17 protein-coding genes and 1 pseudogene are annotated in these 18,282 nt (G+C 62.9%); 7 read left to right on the forward strand and 11 right to left on the reverse strand.

The genetic code is table 11. The annotated features are described in order from the left end of the window. Positions 1-36 precede the first annotated feature (36 nt). The 3 genes from ATN37_RS30545 to ATN37_RS30555 are packed head-to-tail and all read left to right on the forward strand — an operon-like array spanning position 37 to position 2,266. Positions 37-837, forward strand: a complete 801-nt coding sequence (locus tag ATN37_RS30545; protein ID WP_047268912.1) for a crotonase/enoyl-CoA hydratase family protein — start codon at positions 37-39, stop codon at positions 835-837. Continuing rightward, on the forward strand, positions 834-1,694 hold the full coding sequence (locus tag ATN37_RS30550) for a DMT family transporter (RefSeq protein ID WP_042453112.1): 861 nt from the start codon (positions 834-836) through the stop codon (positions 1,692-1,694). Before ATN37_RS30545 ends, ATN37_RS30550 begins: the two co-directional genes overlap by 4 nt. A 44-nt stretch (positions 1,695-1,738) precedes the next feature. Further along, positions 1,739-2,266 (forward strand): gamma carbonic anhydrase family protein, encoded by a 528-nt coding sequence (locus ATN37_RS30555; protein WP_003941993.1) that lies wholly within the window; start codon positions 1,739-1,741, stop codon positions 2,264-2,266. Between the two features lie 40 nt (positions 2,267-2,306). Here the strand turns inward: ATN37_RS30555 and ATN37_RS30560 are convergent, their stop codons facing one another. The 7 genes from ATN37_RS30560 to ATN37_RS30590 all read right to left on the reverse strand — a co-directional run bounded on the left by ATN37_RS30560 (position 2,307) and on the right by ATN37_RS30590 (position 8,806). After that, complete coding sequence (locus ATN37_RS30560) at positions 2,307-3,293, reverse strand: pirin family protein (RefSeq protein WP_039972959.1); 987 nt, start codon at positions 3,291-3,293, stop codon at positions 2,307-2,309. A 20-nt stretch (positions 3,294-3,313) separates the two neighbouring features. Beyond that, on the reverse strand, positions 3,314-3,787 hold the full coding sequence (locus ATN37_RS30565) for a MarR family winged helix-turn-helix transcriptional regulator (RefSeq protein ID WP_007728410.1): 474 nt from the start codon (positions 3,785-3,787) through the stop codon (positions 3,314-3,316). Beyond that, positions 3,774-4,868, reverse strand: a complete 1,095-nt coding sequence (locus ATN37_RS30570; protein ID WP_116058189.1) for an LLM class flavin-dependent oxidoreductase — start codon at positions 4,866-4,868, stop codon at positions 3,774-3,776. Before ATN37_RS30570 ends, ATN37_RS30565 begins: the two co-directional genes overlap by 14 nt. Before the next feature lie 147 nt (positions 4,869-5,015). Then, complete coding sequence (locus ATN37_RS30575) at positions 5,016-6,548, reverse strand: DHA2 family efflux MFS transporter permease subunit (protein WP_003942006.1); 1,533 nt, start codon at positions 6,546-6,548, stop codon at positions 5,016-5,018. Next, positions 6,545-7,015: a MarR family winged helix-turn-helix transcriptional regulator gene (locus ATN37_RS30580; RefSeq protein WP_003941890.1), complete on the reverse strand. Its 471-nt coding sequence runs from the start codon at positions 7,013-7,015 to the stop codon at positions 6,545-6,547. The genes ATN37_RS30575 and ATN37_RS30580 overlap by 4 nt, the downstream gene beginning before the upstream one ends. Before the next feature lie 89 nt (positions 7,016-7,104). Continuing rightward, positions 7,105-8,070 carry an NADPH:quinone oxidoreductase family protein gene (locus ATN37_RS30585; RefSeq protein ID WP_076948842.1) on the reverse strand — a complete coding sequence of 322 codons (966 nt, stop codon included), beginning with the start codon at positions 8,068-8,070 and terminating at the stop codon, positions 7,105-7,107. 79 nt (positions 8,071-8,149) lie between these two features. Then, positions 8,150-8,806 carry a TetR/AcrR family transcriptional regulator gene (locus ATN37_RS30590; RefSeq protein WP_003941871.1) on the reverse strand — a complete coding sequence of 219 codons (657 nt, stop codon included), beginning with the start codon at positions 8,804-8,806 and terminating at the stop codon, positions 8,150-8,152. Positions 8,807-8,871: 65 nt separating this feature from the next. Here ATN37_RS30590 and ATN37_RS30595 point away from each other — a divergent pair, with 65 nt between their 5' ends. After that, a complete protein-coding gene (locus tag ATN37_RS30595; protein ID WP_165639673.1) occupies positions 8,872-9,861 on the forward strand; it encodes an NAD(P)-dependent alcohol dehydrogenase in 990 nt (329 codons plus the stop codon). Between the two features lie 44 nt (positions 9,862-9,905). After that, the gene (locus ATN37_RS30600) at positions 9,906-10,664 is read left to right on the forward strand and encodes an acyl-[acyl-carrier-protein] thioesterase (protein WP_083291738.1); all 759 of its coding nucleotides are present in this window, start codon (positions 9,906-9,908) and stop codon (positions 10,662-10,664) included. Here ATN37_RS30600 and ATN37_RS30605 read toward each other — a convergent pair. Next, entirely contained in the window at positions 10,661-10,861 is a 201-nt protein-coding gene (locus ATN37_RS30605) for a hypothetical protein (RefSeq protein WP_003941897.1), read from the reverse strand. The genes ATN37_RS30600 and ATN37_RS30605 overlap by 4 nt on opposite strands. Positions 10,862-10,934: 73 nt before the next feature. On the opposite strand from ATN37_RS30605, the gene ATN37_RS30610 reads away from it, so the two are divergent. Beyond that, complete coding sequence (locus ATN37_RS30610; protein ID WP_007728426.1) at positions 10,935-11,432, forward strand: histidine phosphatase family protein; 498 nt, start codon at positions 10,935-10,937, stop codon at positions 11,430-11,432. A gap of 13 nt (positions 11,433-11,445) precedes the next feature. Here ATN37_RS30610 and ATN37_RS30615 read toward each other — a convergent pair whose 3' ends face one another. Continuing rightward, positions 11,446-12,453, reverse strand: a complete 1,008-nt coding sequence (locus tag ATN37_RS30615) for an LLM class flavin-dependent oxidoreductase (protein ID WP_165639674.1) — start codon at positions 12,451-12,453, stop codon at positions 11,446-11,448. Positions 12,454-12,541: 88 nt separating this feature from the next. Between ATN37_RS30615 and ATN37_RS30620 the strand changes: the two genes are divergently transcribed. Further along, complete coding sequence (locus tag ATN37_RS30620) at positions 12,542-12,928, forward strand: glyoxalase superfamily protein (RefSeq protein ID WP_003942070.1); 387 nt, start codon at positions 12,542-12,544, stop codon at positions 12,926-12,928. A gap of 72 nt (positions 12,929-13,000) precedes the next feature. Here the strand turns inward: ATN37_RS30620 and ATN37_RS30625 are convergent, their stop codons facing one another. Both ATN37_RS30625 and ATN37_RS32850 read right to left on the reverse strand, forming a co-directional pair. Beyond that, positions 13,001-16,957: a DNA-directed RNA polymerase subunit beta' gene (locus ATN37_RS30625; protein WP_218696051.1), complete on the reverse strand. Its 3,957-nt coding sequence runs from the start codon at positions 16,955-16,957 to the stop codon at positions 13,001-13,003. A 117-nt stretch (positions 16,958-17,074) separates the two neighbouring features. Continuing rightward, a pseudogene (locus ATN37_RS32850) lies at positions 17,075-18,282 on the reverse strand (DNA-directed RNA polymerase subunit beta); the annotation flags it as partial.

Below are 18,282 nucleotides of genomic sequence, written 5' to 3' on the forward strand. Positions count from 1 at the left end.
ACTGAGTTCAACTGCCATCGACAACCAGGAGCACCCATGAGCGACGCCGTACTGATCTCGCGAACCGGCGATGTGGTCACGTGGACCCTCAATCGCCCGGACACCCGCAATGCGATCTCCGAGATCGACATGATCGAGGCCCTCGAAGACGCAGTCACCGCGGTCAACCGAGATCAGAGTGTGCGCACGGTCATTCTGACGGGGGCCGGATCGGCCTTCTCCTCCGGCGGCAACGTCAAGCACATGCGAGACAAGGAGGGCATGTTCGGTGGCGCACCCGGCGAGATCCGCCAGGGCTACCGGCACGGCATCCAACGCATCCCGCTCGCGCTGTACACGTGTGAGGTGCCGACCATCGCGGCGGTCAACGGCCCGGCCATCGGAGCGGGCTGCGACCTCTCACTCATGTGCGACCTCCGCATCGCCTCGACCGCCGCAGTCTTCGCCGAGAGTTTCGTCAAGGTAGGACTCATTCCCGGCGACGGCGGAGCGTGGCTGCTCCCCCGCGCGATCGGCAACGCCCGCGCGGCCGAGATGGCGTTCACCGGTGAACCGATCGATGCTGCGAAGGCACTCGACTGGGGTCTGGTCTCGCAGGTGACCGAGCCCGAGGAATTGCTTTCCGCTGCGCACGCTTTGGCAGCTCGAGTAGCCGCCAATCCCCCGCAGGTACTCCGCATGACCAAAAAGCTCCTCCGCGAGGGCCAGCACCAGAGCCTCGAGAGCTTGCTCGAACTCTCGGCCGCCATGCAGTCGATCGCCCACCACACCCGAGATCACCACGAAGCCGTCGCCGCTATGCTCGAGCGTCGAAGTCCCGAGTTCACCGGAGAATGAAGGCGGGCAGTCAGCTACTGCCGGTCGGAGCAGTCCTCACCTCGATACTGTCGCTCCAGTTCGGAGCGGCATTCGCGACGACATTGTTCTCGCAGATCGGGCCGGCCGGAGCCACGACGCTGCGGCTGACGATCGCCGCGATCATCCTCGGCGTCATCGTCCGCCCGCGATGGAGCAGATGGTCGAACCGGCAGCGCAAAGGCATCTTCGCGCTGGGCATCGCCCTCGCCGTGATGAACGGCGCCTTCTACCTCGCCCTCGACACGGTGCCCATCGGAACGGCCGTCACCATCGAGTTCCTCGGACCGCTCACCCTGGCCGCAGTTCTGTCTCGTCGGTGGGCCGACGGAGCATGGGTGCTGCTCGCCTTCGGCGGAGTGTTGCTGCTCGGGTTGGGCGATCACGGCGAATCCGGCTTGGACCCGATCGGGGTGATGTTCGCGTTGATCGCCGCTACTGCGTGGGCCGGATACATCGTGGCCGGTTCCCACCTGGCCGCGACGCTCCCGAGCGCCGACGGGTTGGCAGGCGCAAGCATCGTCGCGGCCGTATTGACGCTGCCCTTCGGCGTCGTCTCGGGAGGAAGTGAACTGCTGGATCCGACGATGCTCGCCGCAGGCGCAGCCGTCGCTGTCCTCTCGTCCGTCATCCCGTACAGCTTGGAAATGTGGGCGCTGCGCTCTCTCGCCAAGAAAGTCTTTGCCGTCCTCATCGCCCTCGAACCCGCAGCGGCCGCACTGGCCGGAGTCCTCGTGATCGGGCAAACGCTCGACGCATTCACACTCGTGGCCATCGCACTGGTGGTGACCGCGGGCGTCGGCACAGTCGTCATGAATCGAAAACCCACAGCGAAGTAGTCCAGGTACCGTCAGAGCACGTCATTCCAACGCACAGGAGAACCATGACCAACCCGATCATCGCCACCGTTCTCGGTAACACCCCGCAGATCGACGAAAGTGCGTTCATCGCACCCAACGCCACCGTTGTCGGCGCGGTGACCATCGCTGCGGGAGCCAGCATCTGGTACGGCGCGGTTATCCGCGGCGACGCAGAATCGATCTCCATCGGCGCTGACACCAACATTCAGGACAACTGCACCGTGCACGCCGACCCGACGTTCCCCGCAGTGCTGGGCGAACGAATCTCGGTCGGCCACAACGCAGTGCTGCACGGGTGCACCGTCGAAGACGACGTTCTCGTCGGCATGGGTGCCGTGGTGCTCAACGGCGCACACATCGGCTCGGGGTCACTGATTGCAGCCGGTGCCGTCGTGTCTCAGGGGATGCAAATCCCGCCTGGATCACTGGTCGCCGGCGTGCCCGCCAAAGTCAAACGTGAACTCTCCGAAGGCGAAAAGGCCGGTATCACCGCCAACGGCGCCGGCTACATCATGCTCGCGAAGGCTCACCAGGACATCGAACAAGCCTGATCGAAACGACGCTCGCGGCCGGTAGCAGCAAGAGCAACGACTAGCCTCGGGGCCGCAACGTACTGTTCGGCAACTCGGGTGCCGGGAGCGCCGGACCGTCGTATCCCGGCACGACGCCGAAACGCCGGTCCGGGACGCTGCCGTCGAATCCGGAGGCAAGCTCGGCCTGCCACTTGCGTCGATACTCGACGATCTCTTCGTGTGTACGGCCCATGAAGTTCCACCACATGATGACCTGCTCGCCCAACGGTTTCCCGCCGAGAAGTAGCAGTCGAGCCGGTTCGGATCCCGGATTGCGCAAAGTCAGTTTTCCGAAACCCGGTGCTTGATAACCCAACTCGGCCCAGCCGACAGTGGTACCACGCAGAACAACCGATCCTTGATCGACGATCACGCCGTGCTCATGTGAACGATCGACATCGAGGGCGATCTCGGCCCCAGGATCGAGAATCACCTCGGCACCGAGTAATTCGGTGAAGGTAGACACCGGAGACGTTTCACCGGCGAGCGAACCGAGGAACACACTGAGCGTGACACCATCGGTGGTCACCGGCTCCGGTCGATAGTGAACGAACGCGGGTGCGGTATCGCGCGCCGCATCCGGCAGCGCCACCCACAACTGCATCCCGTGCAGAACCTTCGTATTCGGCGTCGACACCTCGGAGTGCGCGATGCCACTCCCGGCCGTCATCAGATTCAGTTCACCCGGCCGTACCATCGCATGGGAACCGATGCTGTCACGGTGCTCGATCTCTCCGGTGAACAGCCAACTCACCGTCTGCAAACCGGTATGCGGATGCGGCGGCACATGCATGCCCGGTCCTGAGCCGACGTCATCCGGACCGTAATGATCTGCAAAACACCATCCCCCGATCAGCGAACGCTCGCGTTGCGGGAGGGTGCGTCGCACTCGCATGGCCCGCGGGCCACCGAGCGGTACGTCGCGCGGGGTGAGGATCTGAATCTCGCTCTCCGCCGGATGGCCTTCGCATTCCTGCTCGACGGGCTGCGCTTCGAGGTTGCTCATATCGTCCATCCTGCCTCCAGTCATGACTGCGCGAGACGCAGACGCGTGCACAATTCGGCCAACAGTCGAAGTTCATCAGCGTCCAGGGCCGGTCCGACGTGGCGGCGGATGCTCGCGGCATGACGGCGACCCACTGATTTCTGCAGCGCTGCACCCGTTTCGGTGAGTTGCACGATCGTCCCGCGGCGATCCTGTGGATCAACACTTCTCGTTACCAGACCTTCGCCCTCCAACCGTTCCACCAGGCGACTGAGCGAAGGCTGGCTCAGCAATATCTCCCGATTCAGGTCATGCAGGCGAAGGGAACTACTCGGCGCAAGACTCAGCGTGAACAGCACGTCGTACTCGCGCATCGACACCTGATCCCAGACGTCATCGGCAGAGAGCCGCCGCATCACCGACACCTGGGCGCGAAACAAGGCTTCCCAGGCGTCGGTGGCGAGTTCGGTGGTGCTGACCGGAACCTCAGGCGGTTGCTCGTCAGGCAGTGACACTGCTTGCCTCACGAGCCGCCTTCATCGACGCGTGAGTGGGCGGGTTGTCCGGCACATGTGCTGGCCGCCTGGCCGCGAACTCACGGCGCAGAACCGGAACAACTTCCTCACCGAGCAGATCGAGCTGCTCGAGCACCGTCTTCAGCGGCAGTCCGGCGTGATCCATCAGGAACAGCTGGCGCTGGTAGTCACCGAAGAAATCGGCAAACGCCAACGTCTTCTCGATGACCTGCTCGGGGGAACCGACGGTCAGCGGCGTCTGCTCGGTGAACTCTTCGAGTGAGGGCCCGTGGCCGTACACCGGGGCATTGTCGAAATACGGACGGAATTCCTTGACCGCGTCCTGACTGTTCTTGCGCATGAAGACCTGACCGCCGAGGCCGACGATCGCCTGATCCGCGGACCCGTGGCCGTAGTGCTCGTAACGCCGGCGGTAAAGATTGATCAGCTCGATGTAGTGCTCTTTCGGCCAGAAGATGTTGTTCGCGAAGAATCCGTCGCCGTGATACGCCGCGATCTCCGCGATCTCGGGGCTGCGGATCGAGCCGTGCCACACGAACGGAGCGATACCGTCCAGCGGGCGCGGTGTGGACGTGAATCCCTGCAGCGGTGTGCGGTACTCCCCTTGCCAGTTCACGACCTCCTCGTCCCAGAGCCGGCGAAGAAGTTGATAGTTCTCGAGCGCCAACGGGATTCCGGCGCGAATGTCCTTGCCGAACCACGGGTACACAGGCGCGGTGTTTCCGCGACCCATCATCAGGTCGACGCGCCCCTCGGCGAGGTGCTGGAGCATCGCGTAGTCCTCGGCGATCTTCACCGGGTCGTTGGTGGTGATCAGCGTCGTGGACGTGGAGAGCGTGATCTTCTCGGTCTGGGCCGCGATGTATCCGAGCATCGTGGTCGGAGATGACGGCACGAACGGCTTGTTGTGATGCTCGCCGGTCGCGAAGACGTCGAGACCGACTTCCTCGGCGTGCTTGGCGATGGTCGTCATGGCCTTGATGCGCTCGTGCTCTGTCGGGGTCGCCCCCGTCGTGGGATCAGTGGTGACGTCACCGACCGTGAAGATTCCGAACTGCATGGTTGCTCCTCCGCGAACTAGATCCATGCGTTTGCATGTAACTGATCAAACATTCAACCATCCAGCTGTATTCCACGGCAAAAAGGTGAGGGCGGCACACAAGATGTGTGCCGCCCTCACCTGGACGAACGATCTACCGAAAAGCGGTCAGTGCATAACGATCGGCGTTGCCGTCTCGCCCTCGGCCACCGGCCTGGTGGTCTTGCTCCGCGGCAGGAAGAACGCCGGGATGAGGGTCAGGACGATCAGCACAGTGGCAACGAGGAAGGTGTTACCGAAGGCATCCGACGCCGCACTGAGAATCGAATTCGCAGCAGACTCCTGCGGACTTCCCGGTTCGGTCGGAATGTGCGAGGCCGCACCGACCATCGTCGTGTCGAGGCCACGATCGAGAAGCTGGTTGGTCAAGACCACCGACATCACGGCGGTACCGATCGAACCTGCGGTCTGCTGAACGATGTTCATCAGGGTGGAGCCGCGAGCAATCTGCTCGTTGGAGAGCGTCACGATAGCTGCGGTCATCAGCGGCATCATGGTGCAACCCATACCGAGGCCCATGACGAACAAGGCACCCATCAGCAGCCACGTCGGGGAATCCGAGGCAACCTGTGTGAACACACCCAAGCCGATCAGAATCAACGGCAAACCGGTCAGGACGATCTTGCCCGGGCCGATCTTGTCGACCAGTCGACCAGCGATCGGCATAGTGACCATAGCGCCGAGACCCTGCGGAGCCATCAACAATCCGGCAGCGAGCGTGGTGTGACCGCCGACCTGGATGAAGTAGCTCGGGAACAGCAACCCGGCGCCCATGAAGGCGACGATGAACAGCGACGTCGTGATGACGGCGGTGGTCAACTGACGGTTCTTGAACAGGTGCAGGTCGATCAGCGGGTGATCCTTGTTGAGCGCGTGGAACACGAAGGCGATGATCAGCGCCAGACCGATACCGGCCGACACCAGAACCCGAGCGGACGCGACGGTTCCCACCTCAGGGATGGACGACACACCGAACAGGAACAGCGCCAGGCCGGGCGACAGCAGGATCATGCCGAGGAAGTCGAACGACTCCGAAGGCTTCGCCTTGTCGGACGGCAAAATGATGAATGCTGCTGCCAACGCGATGATGCCGATCGGCAGGTTGATCAGGAAGATCCAGTGCCAGCTCGCGGCCTCGATCAGCCAACCACCGAGGATCGGGCCACCGATGGGGCCGAGCAGCATCGGGATACCGAGAACTGCCATGACGCGACCGACGCGGTCCGGACCGGCGGCCCGGGTCATGATCGTCATACCGAGCGGCATCAACATGCCGCCGCCGAGACCCTGGAGCACGCGGAAGCCGATGAGCGAGGTGATGTCCCACGCCATCGCACAAGCGACCGAACCGAGTACGAACAGCACCAGGGCCGTCATGTACAGGCGCTTGGTGCCGAAACGGTCGGCAGCCCAACCGGTAACCGGAATGACCGTCGCCAAAGCGAGGGTGTAGGCCGTCATCGTCCACGCGACGGTGGCGTACGAAGTTTCGAAGTCCTCGGCAAAGGTGGTGAGCGCGACGCTCACCACGGTTACGTCGAGAATCGACATGATGGCGCCGAGCACCACCACGGAAGCGATCTTGAGGACCGCCCCGTCAAGTTTGTCGGACGCCGGTGCCGGCGCGTTCGGCGATGTCATCGCGAAGTCTCCTGGTTAAGTGCTCGCAGATAGTCACCCGCGAGAATGGGCTTGAGAGCCTCGAACAAACGAATCCGCTCTGGCTCAGGAACACGCGACGCGAATTCGCGAAGCTGGCCGCGCTTGCACTCGATGTGGTTGGTCGTCACCTTACGACCGGCCTCCGACAAGGAAACCCGCTTGACGCGTCGGTCCCGCTCGTCTTCACGGCGATCGACCAGACCCATATTCACGAGCTGATCGATGTTCCGCCCCGTAGCTGCCACCGAGAGCCGAAGCTCGTCGGCAACCTCGTTGATCGGGATCGCCGCATCACGTTGTGCAAGTACGAACAGCACACGCACCTGAGAGAACGAGAGATCCAGTTCGATCAACGCATCGATCGACTCCGAATCACCGGCGCTCATCAGGCGAGTGAACAACTCGTCGAGTGCTCCATACAGGTCATCAGAATCGGAAGCGATCACCTGGCAAATGGTAGTGCGGTTGCAACTATTGCCCAAATGAAAACATGTTGCAACTTATTATTTGGTGACCACCATCACGTTGCGAAGAATCATTCCTGCAGCAAGATGGCCTTTCCGAGAACTTTGCCGCTTTCGAGATCAGCCAGGGCAACTGCTGCGTCGGCAAGCGGATACCGTGCCTTGACCAGCGGACGCAAGCCGTTTAGGACGTGTTCTACCAGCGATGCGTGTACCTCGGCTACCGCCTCGGGATTGGTACGCGTGAACTCACCCCATGCCGCGCCGACAATGCTGATATTGCGAAACAGCACCCGGTTCACCTTTACCTCGGGAATACCGCCGCCGGCGAATCCGATCACCACGAGTCGTCCTTCTGGTGCCAGAACCCGGACCGCGTCGTCGAACGCATCGCCGCCCACCGGATCCACCACGATCTGAGCGCCGACGCCGTCGGTCAGTTCCCGAATCCGCTCTCCCCATCCCGGAGCCAGCGCGACCACCTCGTCGGCACCGAGCTCACGCAAGAAGTCATCGACGCCCTCGCGTCGTACCACGGCGATCACCCGGGCACCGTGCGCCTTGGCCAGCTGGATGGTTGCCGTTCCGACTCCGCCTGCAGCGCCCAGCACGACGACAGTCTCCCCCGCGACGATCTTCGCGCGACGAGCGAGCGCGAACTCCATCGTCTGATAGTTGATGATCAGCGAGGCCGCCTCGTCGAAGGCGAGTCCGTCCGGAATTCGGAGTACCTGCGCCGGGTTGACGGCAATCCGCTCTGCATACCCACCCAGATACGCGGCCGCGAGAACACGATCGCCCGGAGCGAAACCCGACCCTTCCGGCGCGGAGACCACGACGCCCGAGATCTCCGCGCCGGGAATGAACGGCGGTTCCGGGCGGATCTGATACTTGCCGTAGGTGATGAGCAGGTCCGGAAAGCAGACGCCACTTGCCTTCACATCGATGAGAACAAGACCTTCGGCTGCGGGCTCGGGAACCTCCTGCGCGACAATTCCTTCGGGACCGGACAGTTCCGTAACCACCATGGCGCGCACAGAAAGCTCCTCTTCGGGACATCTGAAGTCTGGACCGGTAACCCGGTTTTCTCGACTTTAACCCGGTACTCACGTCAGATCATCGTTCGCTCCCGATGTGCAGACGTTCGAGTCCGTCGAGAATCAGATCGAGACCGAAAGCGAATTCGGCGGCGTAGCTGTATCCCGGAGCAAGGACGTGCTCGGTGGTCAACTCGGCCAGGTGCGGATACTGACCGCTCTCGAACGAGCCCATGATCGCCTTCGCCAGTTCCGTCGTTTCCTGCGCTGTTTCGAACGGCAAGCTCACTTCTTGCAGCACGAAGCCGTAGATGTACGCATCCATGATCGAAAAGGCATGCGCAGCAAGGGCGACGGGAAAGTCGGCGGCGCGTAGCGTTCCGATGACGGCATCGTGGTGGCGCAGGGTCGCGGGACCAGGCGTCGTTCGGGACTCCATCAACGGAGTTGCCCACGGGTGCCTCCCCAACACTTCCCTTGTCGATACCGCTCGCACGTGAAGTTCCGTGCGCCACGGGCGTCCCGGCGTCGGCAGATCGATCTCCGCGAAGACCGCATCGACCATTCCGTCGAGCAGATCCCCCTTGTCCGAAACATGGTTGTACAGAGACATCGCTTCGACGCCCAGTTCGGTGCCCAACTTCCGCATGGTCATCGAATCGATTCCGACGGAATCGGCAAGCGCGACAGCAGCGTGTACGACGTCGTCTCGGGTCAATCTTGCGCGCTTCTCCACGTTGACAGAACTTACACCGTAAGTGCAATACTTACGCTGTAAGTATTCGACGAACGGAGACTCGCATGCCGAAGGAACTGATGACCGCCGTCGTACAGGATCGCTACGGCGAGGCCGACGTTCTCTACGTCGACCACATTCCGCGCCCCACTGTCGCCGACAACGAAGTGCTGATACGCGTCGAGGCCGCGTCCGTCGACCGCGGGGCATGGCATCTCATGGCCGGACTGCCATATCCGTTGCGCCTCGCGGGTTTCGGGCTGCGCAGACCTAGGAACCGAGTCCGCGGACTGGACGTGTCCGGCCGAGTCGAGGCCGTCGGCAGTTCGGTGACCCGCGTGGCAGTCGGCCAGGAGGTATACGGGATCGCGGTCGGTTCGTTCGCGGAGTACGCACGCGCACTCGAGACGAAGATTGCCGCAAAACCTGCCCGATTGTCGTTCGCACAAGCAGCAGCGGTACCGGTCTCCGCCCTCACAGCGTTGCAAGCCGTGCGCGACCACGGCCGCGTGCAGGCGGGCCAATCCGCCCTCGTACTCGGCGCATCCGGTGGCGTCGGGATCTACGCGGTGCAGGTGGCAAAAGCCATGGGCGCTCACGTCACCGGCGTGTGCAGCACCTCGAAAACCGATACCGTCCGCTCCATCGGTGCCGACGAGGTTCTCGACTACCGCGTCGACGACGCCACCGACGGATCGCATCGGTACGACGTCATCATCGACACCGGCGGCAACCGCCGACTGCGAGATCTTCGACGGGCGCTCACACGCACCGGAACGCTGGTGATCGTCGGCGGCGAGAACGGCGGACGGTGGCTCGGCGGAACCGATCGCCAAATACGCGCACAGTGCTTGTCTCCGTTCATATCTCAGAAAATGGGCACCTTCATCGCTTCGGAGAACGCCGACGATCTGGAGGTCCTGACGCAGATGATCGACGCAGGTGACATCACCCCGGTGATCGACTCCGTTCATCCCCTTGCCGACACCGCCGTCGCCGTGGCACGAATGGTCGACGGCTCCGGCTGCGGAAAGCAGATAATCGCCACTCGCTGAAAAGCCTGACAGAATCGGCTCACTCCAGCGAACAGGAATCTCACGTGAACCCAGATCTCACGCTCGCGCAACAGCCGGACCGAGGACCGATCTTCGTCAAGTCCCGCCCGGTCCGCACCGGCGACATCGACGTCGCCAAGCAGGTCAGGCTCGACGCCGTCGCCCGCTACCTGCAGGACATCGGCAACGACAACATCGAGGCCGCGGGAGCCATCGACACCCATCCGCTCTGGATAGTGCGTCGTACGGTCGTCGACGTCGTACGCCCGGCGATCTGGCCGGAAGAGTTGACGATGACTCGCTGGTGCTCCGGCTTCTCCACGAGATGGGCGAACATGCGTGTGCGCTTCGACGGCAGCAACGGCGCGCTGATGGAAACCGAAGGCTTCTGGATCAACATCAGCGCCGAGTCGGGCATGCCCACGCGGATGAGTGACGACTTCATGCGGCCACTGGAGGAATCCACCGACGAGCATCGCCTGAAGTGGAAGCGGGTACTCGCCGAGAACGCACCGGAGGCGGACGGCGCGGGTGTTCTGGACACGCCGTTCGCTCTGCGCGCCACGGATATCGACCCGTTCGACCACGTCAACAACGCCGTCTACTGGCAGGCAGTCGAAGAGGTCCTCAGCGCTCGCACCGAACTACGGACAGTTCCGCATCGAGCACTGATCGAGTACCTCTCCCCCATCGTTTCCAGCGACGACGTCGTCCTGCGCAGCCGCGTCGACGACAAGACCGTCACGGTCTGGTTCCTGGTCGGCGAAGCGCTCCGCGCAGTTGCGCAGGTGAGCGCCCTCTAACGCAGTTTCTGGGTCGCGACAGCCGCGACACCGAACACCAACGCAAGAAGAATCGCGGCCCAGAAACCGAAGAGCCACCACACCACGCCGAACACGACCACTGCCGGGGCAACGGTGATGAAAGCGATGGTGGGGCTTTCGCGTACCACCTCGAGTGCAGTTCGGGCATTAGTTCGATCGAGCTTCTTACCGGCCATCGAAAACCTCCTTCAAGGTCCTGACCATCCAGAGTAACCGGACTGACGGGCACAAAGCGGATACCGTGAACGCATGGCCGACCACCGCACCCTCGTCCTCATGCGACACGGCAAGTCCAGCTACCCCGAGGGCATCCGTGATCACGAGCGTCCGCTCGCCGAACGGGGCCTGCGCGAGGCCCGCATCGGCGGCGAATGGATCCGCGAAAACGTCCCGCCCGTCGACGCCGTTCTGTGCTCCACCTCCCGGCGGACCGTCGAAACCCTTGCCTCGACGGGAATCGAAGCTCCCGCCGGGTTCGAGAAGTCCATCTACGGCGGCTCACCCGCAGACGTCATTGCAGCTGCGCGAACCACGTCCGACCACGTCAAGACGCTCCTGATTGTCGGACACGAACCCGGAATTCCCTGGACTGCACTCGATCTCGCATCGAACGAAAACTCCGAAGCGGCCCAACGTATCCGCGACAAGTTCCCGACTTCGGCGATCGCCGTCCTCTCCGTACCGGTGCCGTGGACCGAACTTGACGACTCCGTCGCCACTCTGCTCGAGTTTCACGTGCCCCGTTAGATCAACCACACTGCTAAACCACCTCACGCAATAGGCGGTCCGAAAGTGCAAGCGCGTCACGGTCGTACGTCGATGTCGACGCCAACACTTCGTCGGCACCGGTCCGTTCGGCGAGATCGTGAAGTTGCTGTTTCACCTCGACGGGTGTGCCGTGCAGCGCCGACGCCATGAACGACTCGATCCGCCTGGCGTTTCGATCACTGCGCGGAGCACGCCTGATCTCGTCCAGCGACGCGAGCGGCGGAAACTCCCCCGTCCGTGACGATTCTGCGAGCGCGTATGCCTCCGGGATCAGCAACTCACGCGCCGCGTCGGTGGAATCGGCAACCGCCACTTCGAGAGAAACCACCACATAAGGTTCGGGATGCGTGTCGGTGGGCCGGAAAGCTCGGCGGTACTCGTCCAATGCCTCCACCCGGTCGGTGCTCCCAATTCCGAGTATCGGCCCACCCACGACCACCGGAAGCCCCAGCTGCGCTGCCACTTTCAGACCTGTGCGCGTCGCCAGCACGAAGATCGGGACTCCAGTCTGCGACGCCGGCCGTGCCGTCACTGCCGCGGAACCGTCCAGATAACGCCTCACCTCGTCCAGGTCCGACACAAACGTGTCCGGAGCGTCCTTGCCACGTCGTAGTGCCTGACGAACAGGCTCCGTGAATCCCAGCGATCGGCCGAGGCCGAGATCGATTCGCCCCGGGTACAGAGCCTCCAGCATCAGGAACTGCTCGGCAACGATCAGCGGTTGGTGATTCGGCAGCATGACCCCACCGCTGCCGAGTCTGATATCGCGCGTATGCGCGCCGATCGCGGCAAGCAGTACTGCCGGCGACCCGCTCCCGATCCCGGGAACCGCGTGATGCTCGGCCACCCAGAACCGGTGGTAGCCGAGAGCGTCGGCGTGCGCGGCACGTTCGACGGAATGCGTCAGAGCTGCGGAGTCGGGGTATCCGCTCCTGGTTCGGGATCGGTCGAGCAGTGAGAGAAGCACCCTCGGAGCAACAAGGAATTCGGAAAGTTTCATCCGGACGCCAAACGAGGACCGTTTCTGACCGCAATACCCGCAACACTGGACCTGTCGCCGGAATTCACCATCACATGAAGGGCACGTCATGGACATCAAGCTCGAACTGGTCGCCATTCCCGTCACCGACATCGACCGCGCCAAGGACTTCTACGTCCGCCTCGGATTCAATGCCGACCACGATCACACGGTCAGCGAAGACCTGCGATTCGTCCAGCTGACCCCTCCCGGTTCGGCCTGCTCGATCTGCATCGGCAAGGGAATCACCGACGCCGAGCCCGGCTCGGTCGTCGGCATGCAGGTAGTGGTCAAGGACATCGAAGAGGCCGAGCGCGAGTTCAAGAGCCGCGGCATCGACATCAGCCCGATCGACGACCAGGCCTGGGGGCGGTTCATCTACTTCGCCGACCCCGACGGGAACAAGTGGGCCGTCCAGGAGATCGTCATCCCGGACCTCAGCGGCAGCAACTCCTGAAAACGTCCCACTCCTGACATGAAAAATCCCCCCACCTCTTTCGAAGTGGGGGGATTTTCTACGAACTAACGCTTAGCGGTAGTCGTTGCTGAAGCCGTAGTCGTCCAGCGGAACTGCAGCACCGGTGTTCTGGCCGAAGCCGTCCGGGCTGTAGTACTGGTCGTCGTACGACGGCACTGCGTAAGCAGCGGCGCGTGCCTCTTCGGTGGGCTGAACCTGGATGTTGCGGTAACGGTTGATACCGGTACCGGCAGGGATCAGCTTGCCGATGATGACATTTTCCTTCAGACCGATCAGCTTGTCCGAGCGGCAGTTGATAGCCGCGTCGGTCAAGACACGAGTGGTCTCCTGGAACGATGCCGCGGACAGCCACGAATCCGTCGCGAGCGACGCCTTCGTGATACCCATGAGCACCGGACGGCCGGCTGCGGGCTCGCCACCCTCGGCGACAACGCGGCGGTTTGCCGACTCGAACTCGGCGCGCTCGGTGAGCGAACCGGGCAGGAACTCGGTGGCACCGGAATCGATGATCGTCACGCGACGAAGCATCTGGCGCACGATGACCTCGATGTGCTTGTCGTGGATCGACACACCCTGGCTCCGGTACACCTCCTGGACCTCGTTGACCAAGTGGATCTGAACCTGACGCGGACCCATGACTCGCAGGACCTCGTGGGGATCGGCAGCACCTTCCATGAGCTGCTGTCCGACCTCGACGTGGTCACCGTCAGCCAAGAGGCTTTCGCGACCGTCGGCATGCTTGAAGACACGCAGACGCTGACGCTTGCTGAGCTTGTCGTAGACAACCTCTTCGCCGCCGTCGTCCGGAACGATGGTGATCTTGTAGAAACGATCGCCGTCTTCGAGCTGTACCCGACCGGTGACGTCCGCGATAGGAGCCTTGCCCTTGGGCACACGTGCCTCGAACAGCTCCTGGACACGCGGCAGACCGCCGGTGATGTCATCTCCTGCGACACCACCCTGGTGGAAGGTACGCATGGTCAGCTGGGTACCGGGCTCACCGATCGACTGTGCGGCGACGATACCGACAGCCTCACCGATGTCGACCAGCTTGCCGGTGGCCATCGAGCGGCCGTAGCAAGTGGCGCAAACGCCGGTGCCGGTGGTGCAGGTCAGGACCGAGCGGACCTTGACCGTCGTGATGCCGGCTTCGAGCAGAGCATCGATCGCGGGGTCACCGAGATCGTGGCCACGCTCGACGATGACGGTGCCGTTCGCGTCGACTGCATCGGCCGCCAAGGTACGGGCGTACGTGCTGGTCTCCACGTGAGCATCGCGGATCATCGTGCCGTCGGCCTGCTTCTCGGCGATCGTGGTGACGATGCCGCGCTCTGTTCCACAGTCGACCTCGCGGACGATGACGTCCTGCGAAACGTCCACCAGACGACGGGTCAGGTAACCCGAGTCGGCGGTGCGGAGTGCGGTATCGGCCAGACCCTTACGAGCACCGTGCGTGTTGATGAAGTACTCGAGAACGGTCAGGCCTTCCTTGAAGGAAGACTTGATCGGACGCGGGATGAACTCACCCTTCGGGTTTGTCACCAGGCCCTTCATACCGGCGAGCGAGCGAACCTGAGTCATGTTGCCGGCTGCGCCGGACTTCACGATCATCGGGATCGGGTTGCTGTCGGGGAAGTGAGCCTCCATGGCCTTGCCGACCTTGTCGGTCGCTTCCTGCCAAATGGTGACCAGAGCGCTGTTGCGCTCCTTCTTGTCCAGAGCACCACGCTGGTACTGCTTCTCGATCTTGTCGGCCTGAGCCTCGAAGTCCTCGATGATGGCAGGCTTCTCCGGCGGCACGAGCACGTCGGAGATCGAGACCGTGACACCCGAACGGGTGGCCCAGTAGAACCCGACGTCCTTGAGCTTGTCGACGGTCTGAGCAACCACGATCATCGGGTACCGCTCGGCGAGATCGTTGATGATCGTCGCCTGGCGCTTCTTCGGCATCTGCTCGTTGACGAACGGGTAGTCCGCCGGAAGCAGCTCGTTGAAGAGCACACGGCCGAGTGTCGTGGTGGCGGTCCAGCCGTCACCGTAGTTCCAGCCCTCGGGGAACAGTTCGTTCTCGAGGTCGCGCGGCGGACGCTGCTGCGTCAGACGCACCTTGATCTGAGCCTGAACCGAGAGCGCGCCGCGGTCGACTGCCATCTGAGCCTCGGCGGGCGAGCAGTACACGCCCTGCTCTGCCTCGTCGTTGGTCGGAGCAACGAGCTCACCGGTGACACCCTCGTCGAGACGGGTCAGGTGGAACAGACCCGTGACCATGTCCAGACGCGGCATGGCGAGCGGGCGACCCGAAGCAGGCGAGAGGATGTTGTTCGAGGACAGCATCAGGATGCGTGCCTCGGCCTGAGCCTCTGCCGACAGCGGGAGGTGAACAGCCATCTGGTCACCGTCGAAGTCGGCGTTGAAGGCCTCACACACCAGCGGGTGGAGCTGAATGGCCTTGCCCTCGACGAGCTGCGGCTCGAATGCCTGGATACCCAGACGGTGCAGCGTAGGTGCACGGTTGAGCAGCACGGGGTGCTCGGCGATGACCTCTTCGAGGACGTCCCACACCTGGACGCGCTTGCGCTCGACCATGCGCTTTGCCGACTTGATGTTCTGCGCGTGGTTCAGATCGACCAGACGCTTCATCACGAACGGCTTGAACAGCTCGAGAGCCATCAGCTTGGGCAGACCACACTGGTGCAGCTTGAGCTGAGGACCGACGACGATGACGGAACGACCCGAGTAGTCGACGCGCTTACCGAGCAGGTTCTGACGGAAGCGACCCTGCTTGCCCTTGAGCAGATCGCTCAGGGACTTCAGCGGGCGGTTACCCGGTCCGGTGACCGGACGTCCACGACGACCGTTGTCGAACAGGGCGTCGACCGACTCCTGCAGCATCCGCTTCTCGTTGTTGACGATGATCTCGGGAGCACCGAGGTCGATCAGTCGCTTGAGGCGGTTGTTGCGGTTGATGACGCGGCGGTACAGGTCGTTGAGGTCGGACGTCGCGAAACGTCCACCGTCGAGCTGAACCATCGGGCGAAGCTCCGGCGGGATCACCGGAACAGCGTTGAGGACCATGCCCATCGGCGAGTTGCCGTTGGTCTGGAATGCCGCAACCACCTTGAGGCGCTTGAGTGCACGCAGCTTCTTCTGGCCCTTGCCGCTGCGGATGGTCTCGCGGAGAGACTCTGCCTCGGCGTCGAGGTCGAAGTTCTGCATCAGGATCTGGATGGACTCTGCGCCCATCGCACCCGTGAAGTACTCGCCGTAACGGTCGACCAGCTCGCGGTACAGGAGCTCGTCGATGATGAGCTGCTTGACGCTCAGCTTGGTGAAGGTGGTCCAGATCTCGTCGAGACGATCCAGCTCACGCTGCGCGCGGTCACGGAGCTGACGCATTTCGCGCTCGCCGCCGTCCTTGACCTTGCGGCGGACATCGGACTTCGCGCCCTCTGCCTCGAGCTCGGCGATGTCGGCTTCGAGCTTCTGCGCACGTGCCTCGAGATCGGCGTCGCGCTGATCTGCGACGGTCTTCTTCTCGACCTGCATCTCGGCTTCGAGGGTGGACAGCTCGTTGTGACGGAGCTCCTCGTCGACACCGACGATGACGTAGGCAGCGAAGTAGATGATCTTTTCGAGATCCTTCGGAGCCAGGTCGAGCAGGTAACCGAGACGGCTCGGAACACCCTTGAAGTACCAGATGTGCGTGACCGGTGCGGCCAGTTCGATGTGACCCATGCGCTCACGACGAACCTTGGCGCGAGTGACCTCGACGCCACAGCGCTCACAGATGATGCCCTTGAAGCGGACACGCTTGTACTTACCGCAGTAGCACTCCCAGTCCCGAGTGGGGCCGAAGATCTTCTCGCAGAAGAGGCCGTCCTTCTCGGGCTTGAGCGTGCGGTAGTTGATGGTCTCCGGCTTCTTGACCTCGCCGTAGGACCAATTGCGGATGTCCTCTGCACTGGCCAAGCCAATGCGGAGTTCATCGAAGAAGTTGACGTCGAGCACGTAACTTCCTTTCCCCGTTGGGGTTACGGTTGCCGGTCACCCGGCAACCTGACTGCCAATTCAAATGTGAACTACGCCCCCGGGCCGCTCTTTCAAGAGCAACCCGGGGACCGAAACCTAGTTCGCGAGGTCGTCGACCGTCGCAGCTTCGTTCCTGGACAGGTTGATGCCCAGGTTCGCTGCGGCCCGCTCCAAGTCCTCGTCGTCGCCGTCCGCCATCGTGATGGCCGCGCCGTCCGAGGACAGCACCTCCACGTTGAGGCAGAGCGACTGGAGCTCCTTGAGGAGCACCTTGAACGACTCGGGGATGCCGGGTTCGGGGATGTTCTCGCCCTTGACGATGGCTTCGTACACCTTGACTCGACCGACCACGTCGTCAGACTTGATGGTCAGCAGTTCCTGCAGCGTGTAAGCCGCGCCGTAGGCCTGCATCGCCCAGCACTCCATCTCACCGAAGCGCTGGCCACCGAACTGGGCCTTACCACCGAGAGGCTGCTGCGTGATCATCGAGTACGGACCGGTCGAACGAGCGTGGATCTTGTCGTCGACCAAGTGGTGCAGCTTGATGATGTACATGTAACCGACCGAGACCGGGTACGGGAACGGCTCGCCGGAGCGGCCGTCGAACAAGGTGGCCTTTCCGTCGGGTCCGACCATCTGCTCGCCGTCACGGTTCGGCAGCGTCGCGCCGAGGAGACCGGTGAGCTCGTCTTCCTTCGCACCGTCGAACACCGGGGTGGCGATGTTCGAGTCGGCCGGAGCGGACAGCATCTCTTCCGGCAGGGTCGCAGCCCAGTCGGGACGAGAGCCGTCGGACGCGATCTGAACGTTCCACCCGGTCTTGCCGATCCACCCGAGGTGGGTCTCCAAGACCTGACCGATGTTCATACGACGCGGGACGCCGTGCGTGTTCAAGATGATGTCGACAGGCGTGCCGTCCGAGAGGAACGGCATGTCTTCCTGCGGCAGGATCTTGCCGATGACGCCCTTGTTACCGTGGCGGCCGGCGAGCTTGTCGCCGTCCTGGATCTTGCGCTTCTGTGCCACGTAGACGCGGACCAGCTCGTTGACACCGGGAGGCAGATCGTCGTCTTCGTCACGCGAGAACACGCGGATTCCGATGACCTTGCCGGTCTCACCGTGAGGAACCTTGAGGGACGTGTCACGAACCTCGCGAGCCTTCTCACCGAAGATGGCGCGAAGGAGGCGCTCTTCGGGGGTCAGCTCGGTCTCGCCCTTCGGCGTGACCTTTCCGACCAGCACGTCGCCGTCACGAACCTCGGCACCGATACGGATGATGCCGCGCTCGTCGAGGTCGGCGAGGA

The sequence above is a fragment of the Rhodococcus sp. MH15 genome, assembly GCF_019266045.1.
Lineage (GTDB): Bacteria > Actinomycetota > Actinomycetes > Mycobacteriales > Mycobacteriaceae > Rhodococcus_F > Rhodococcus_F qingshengii.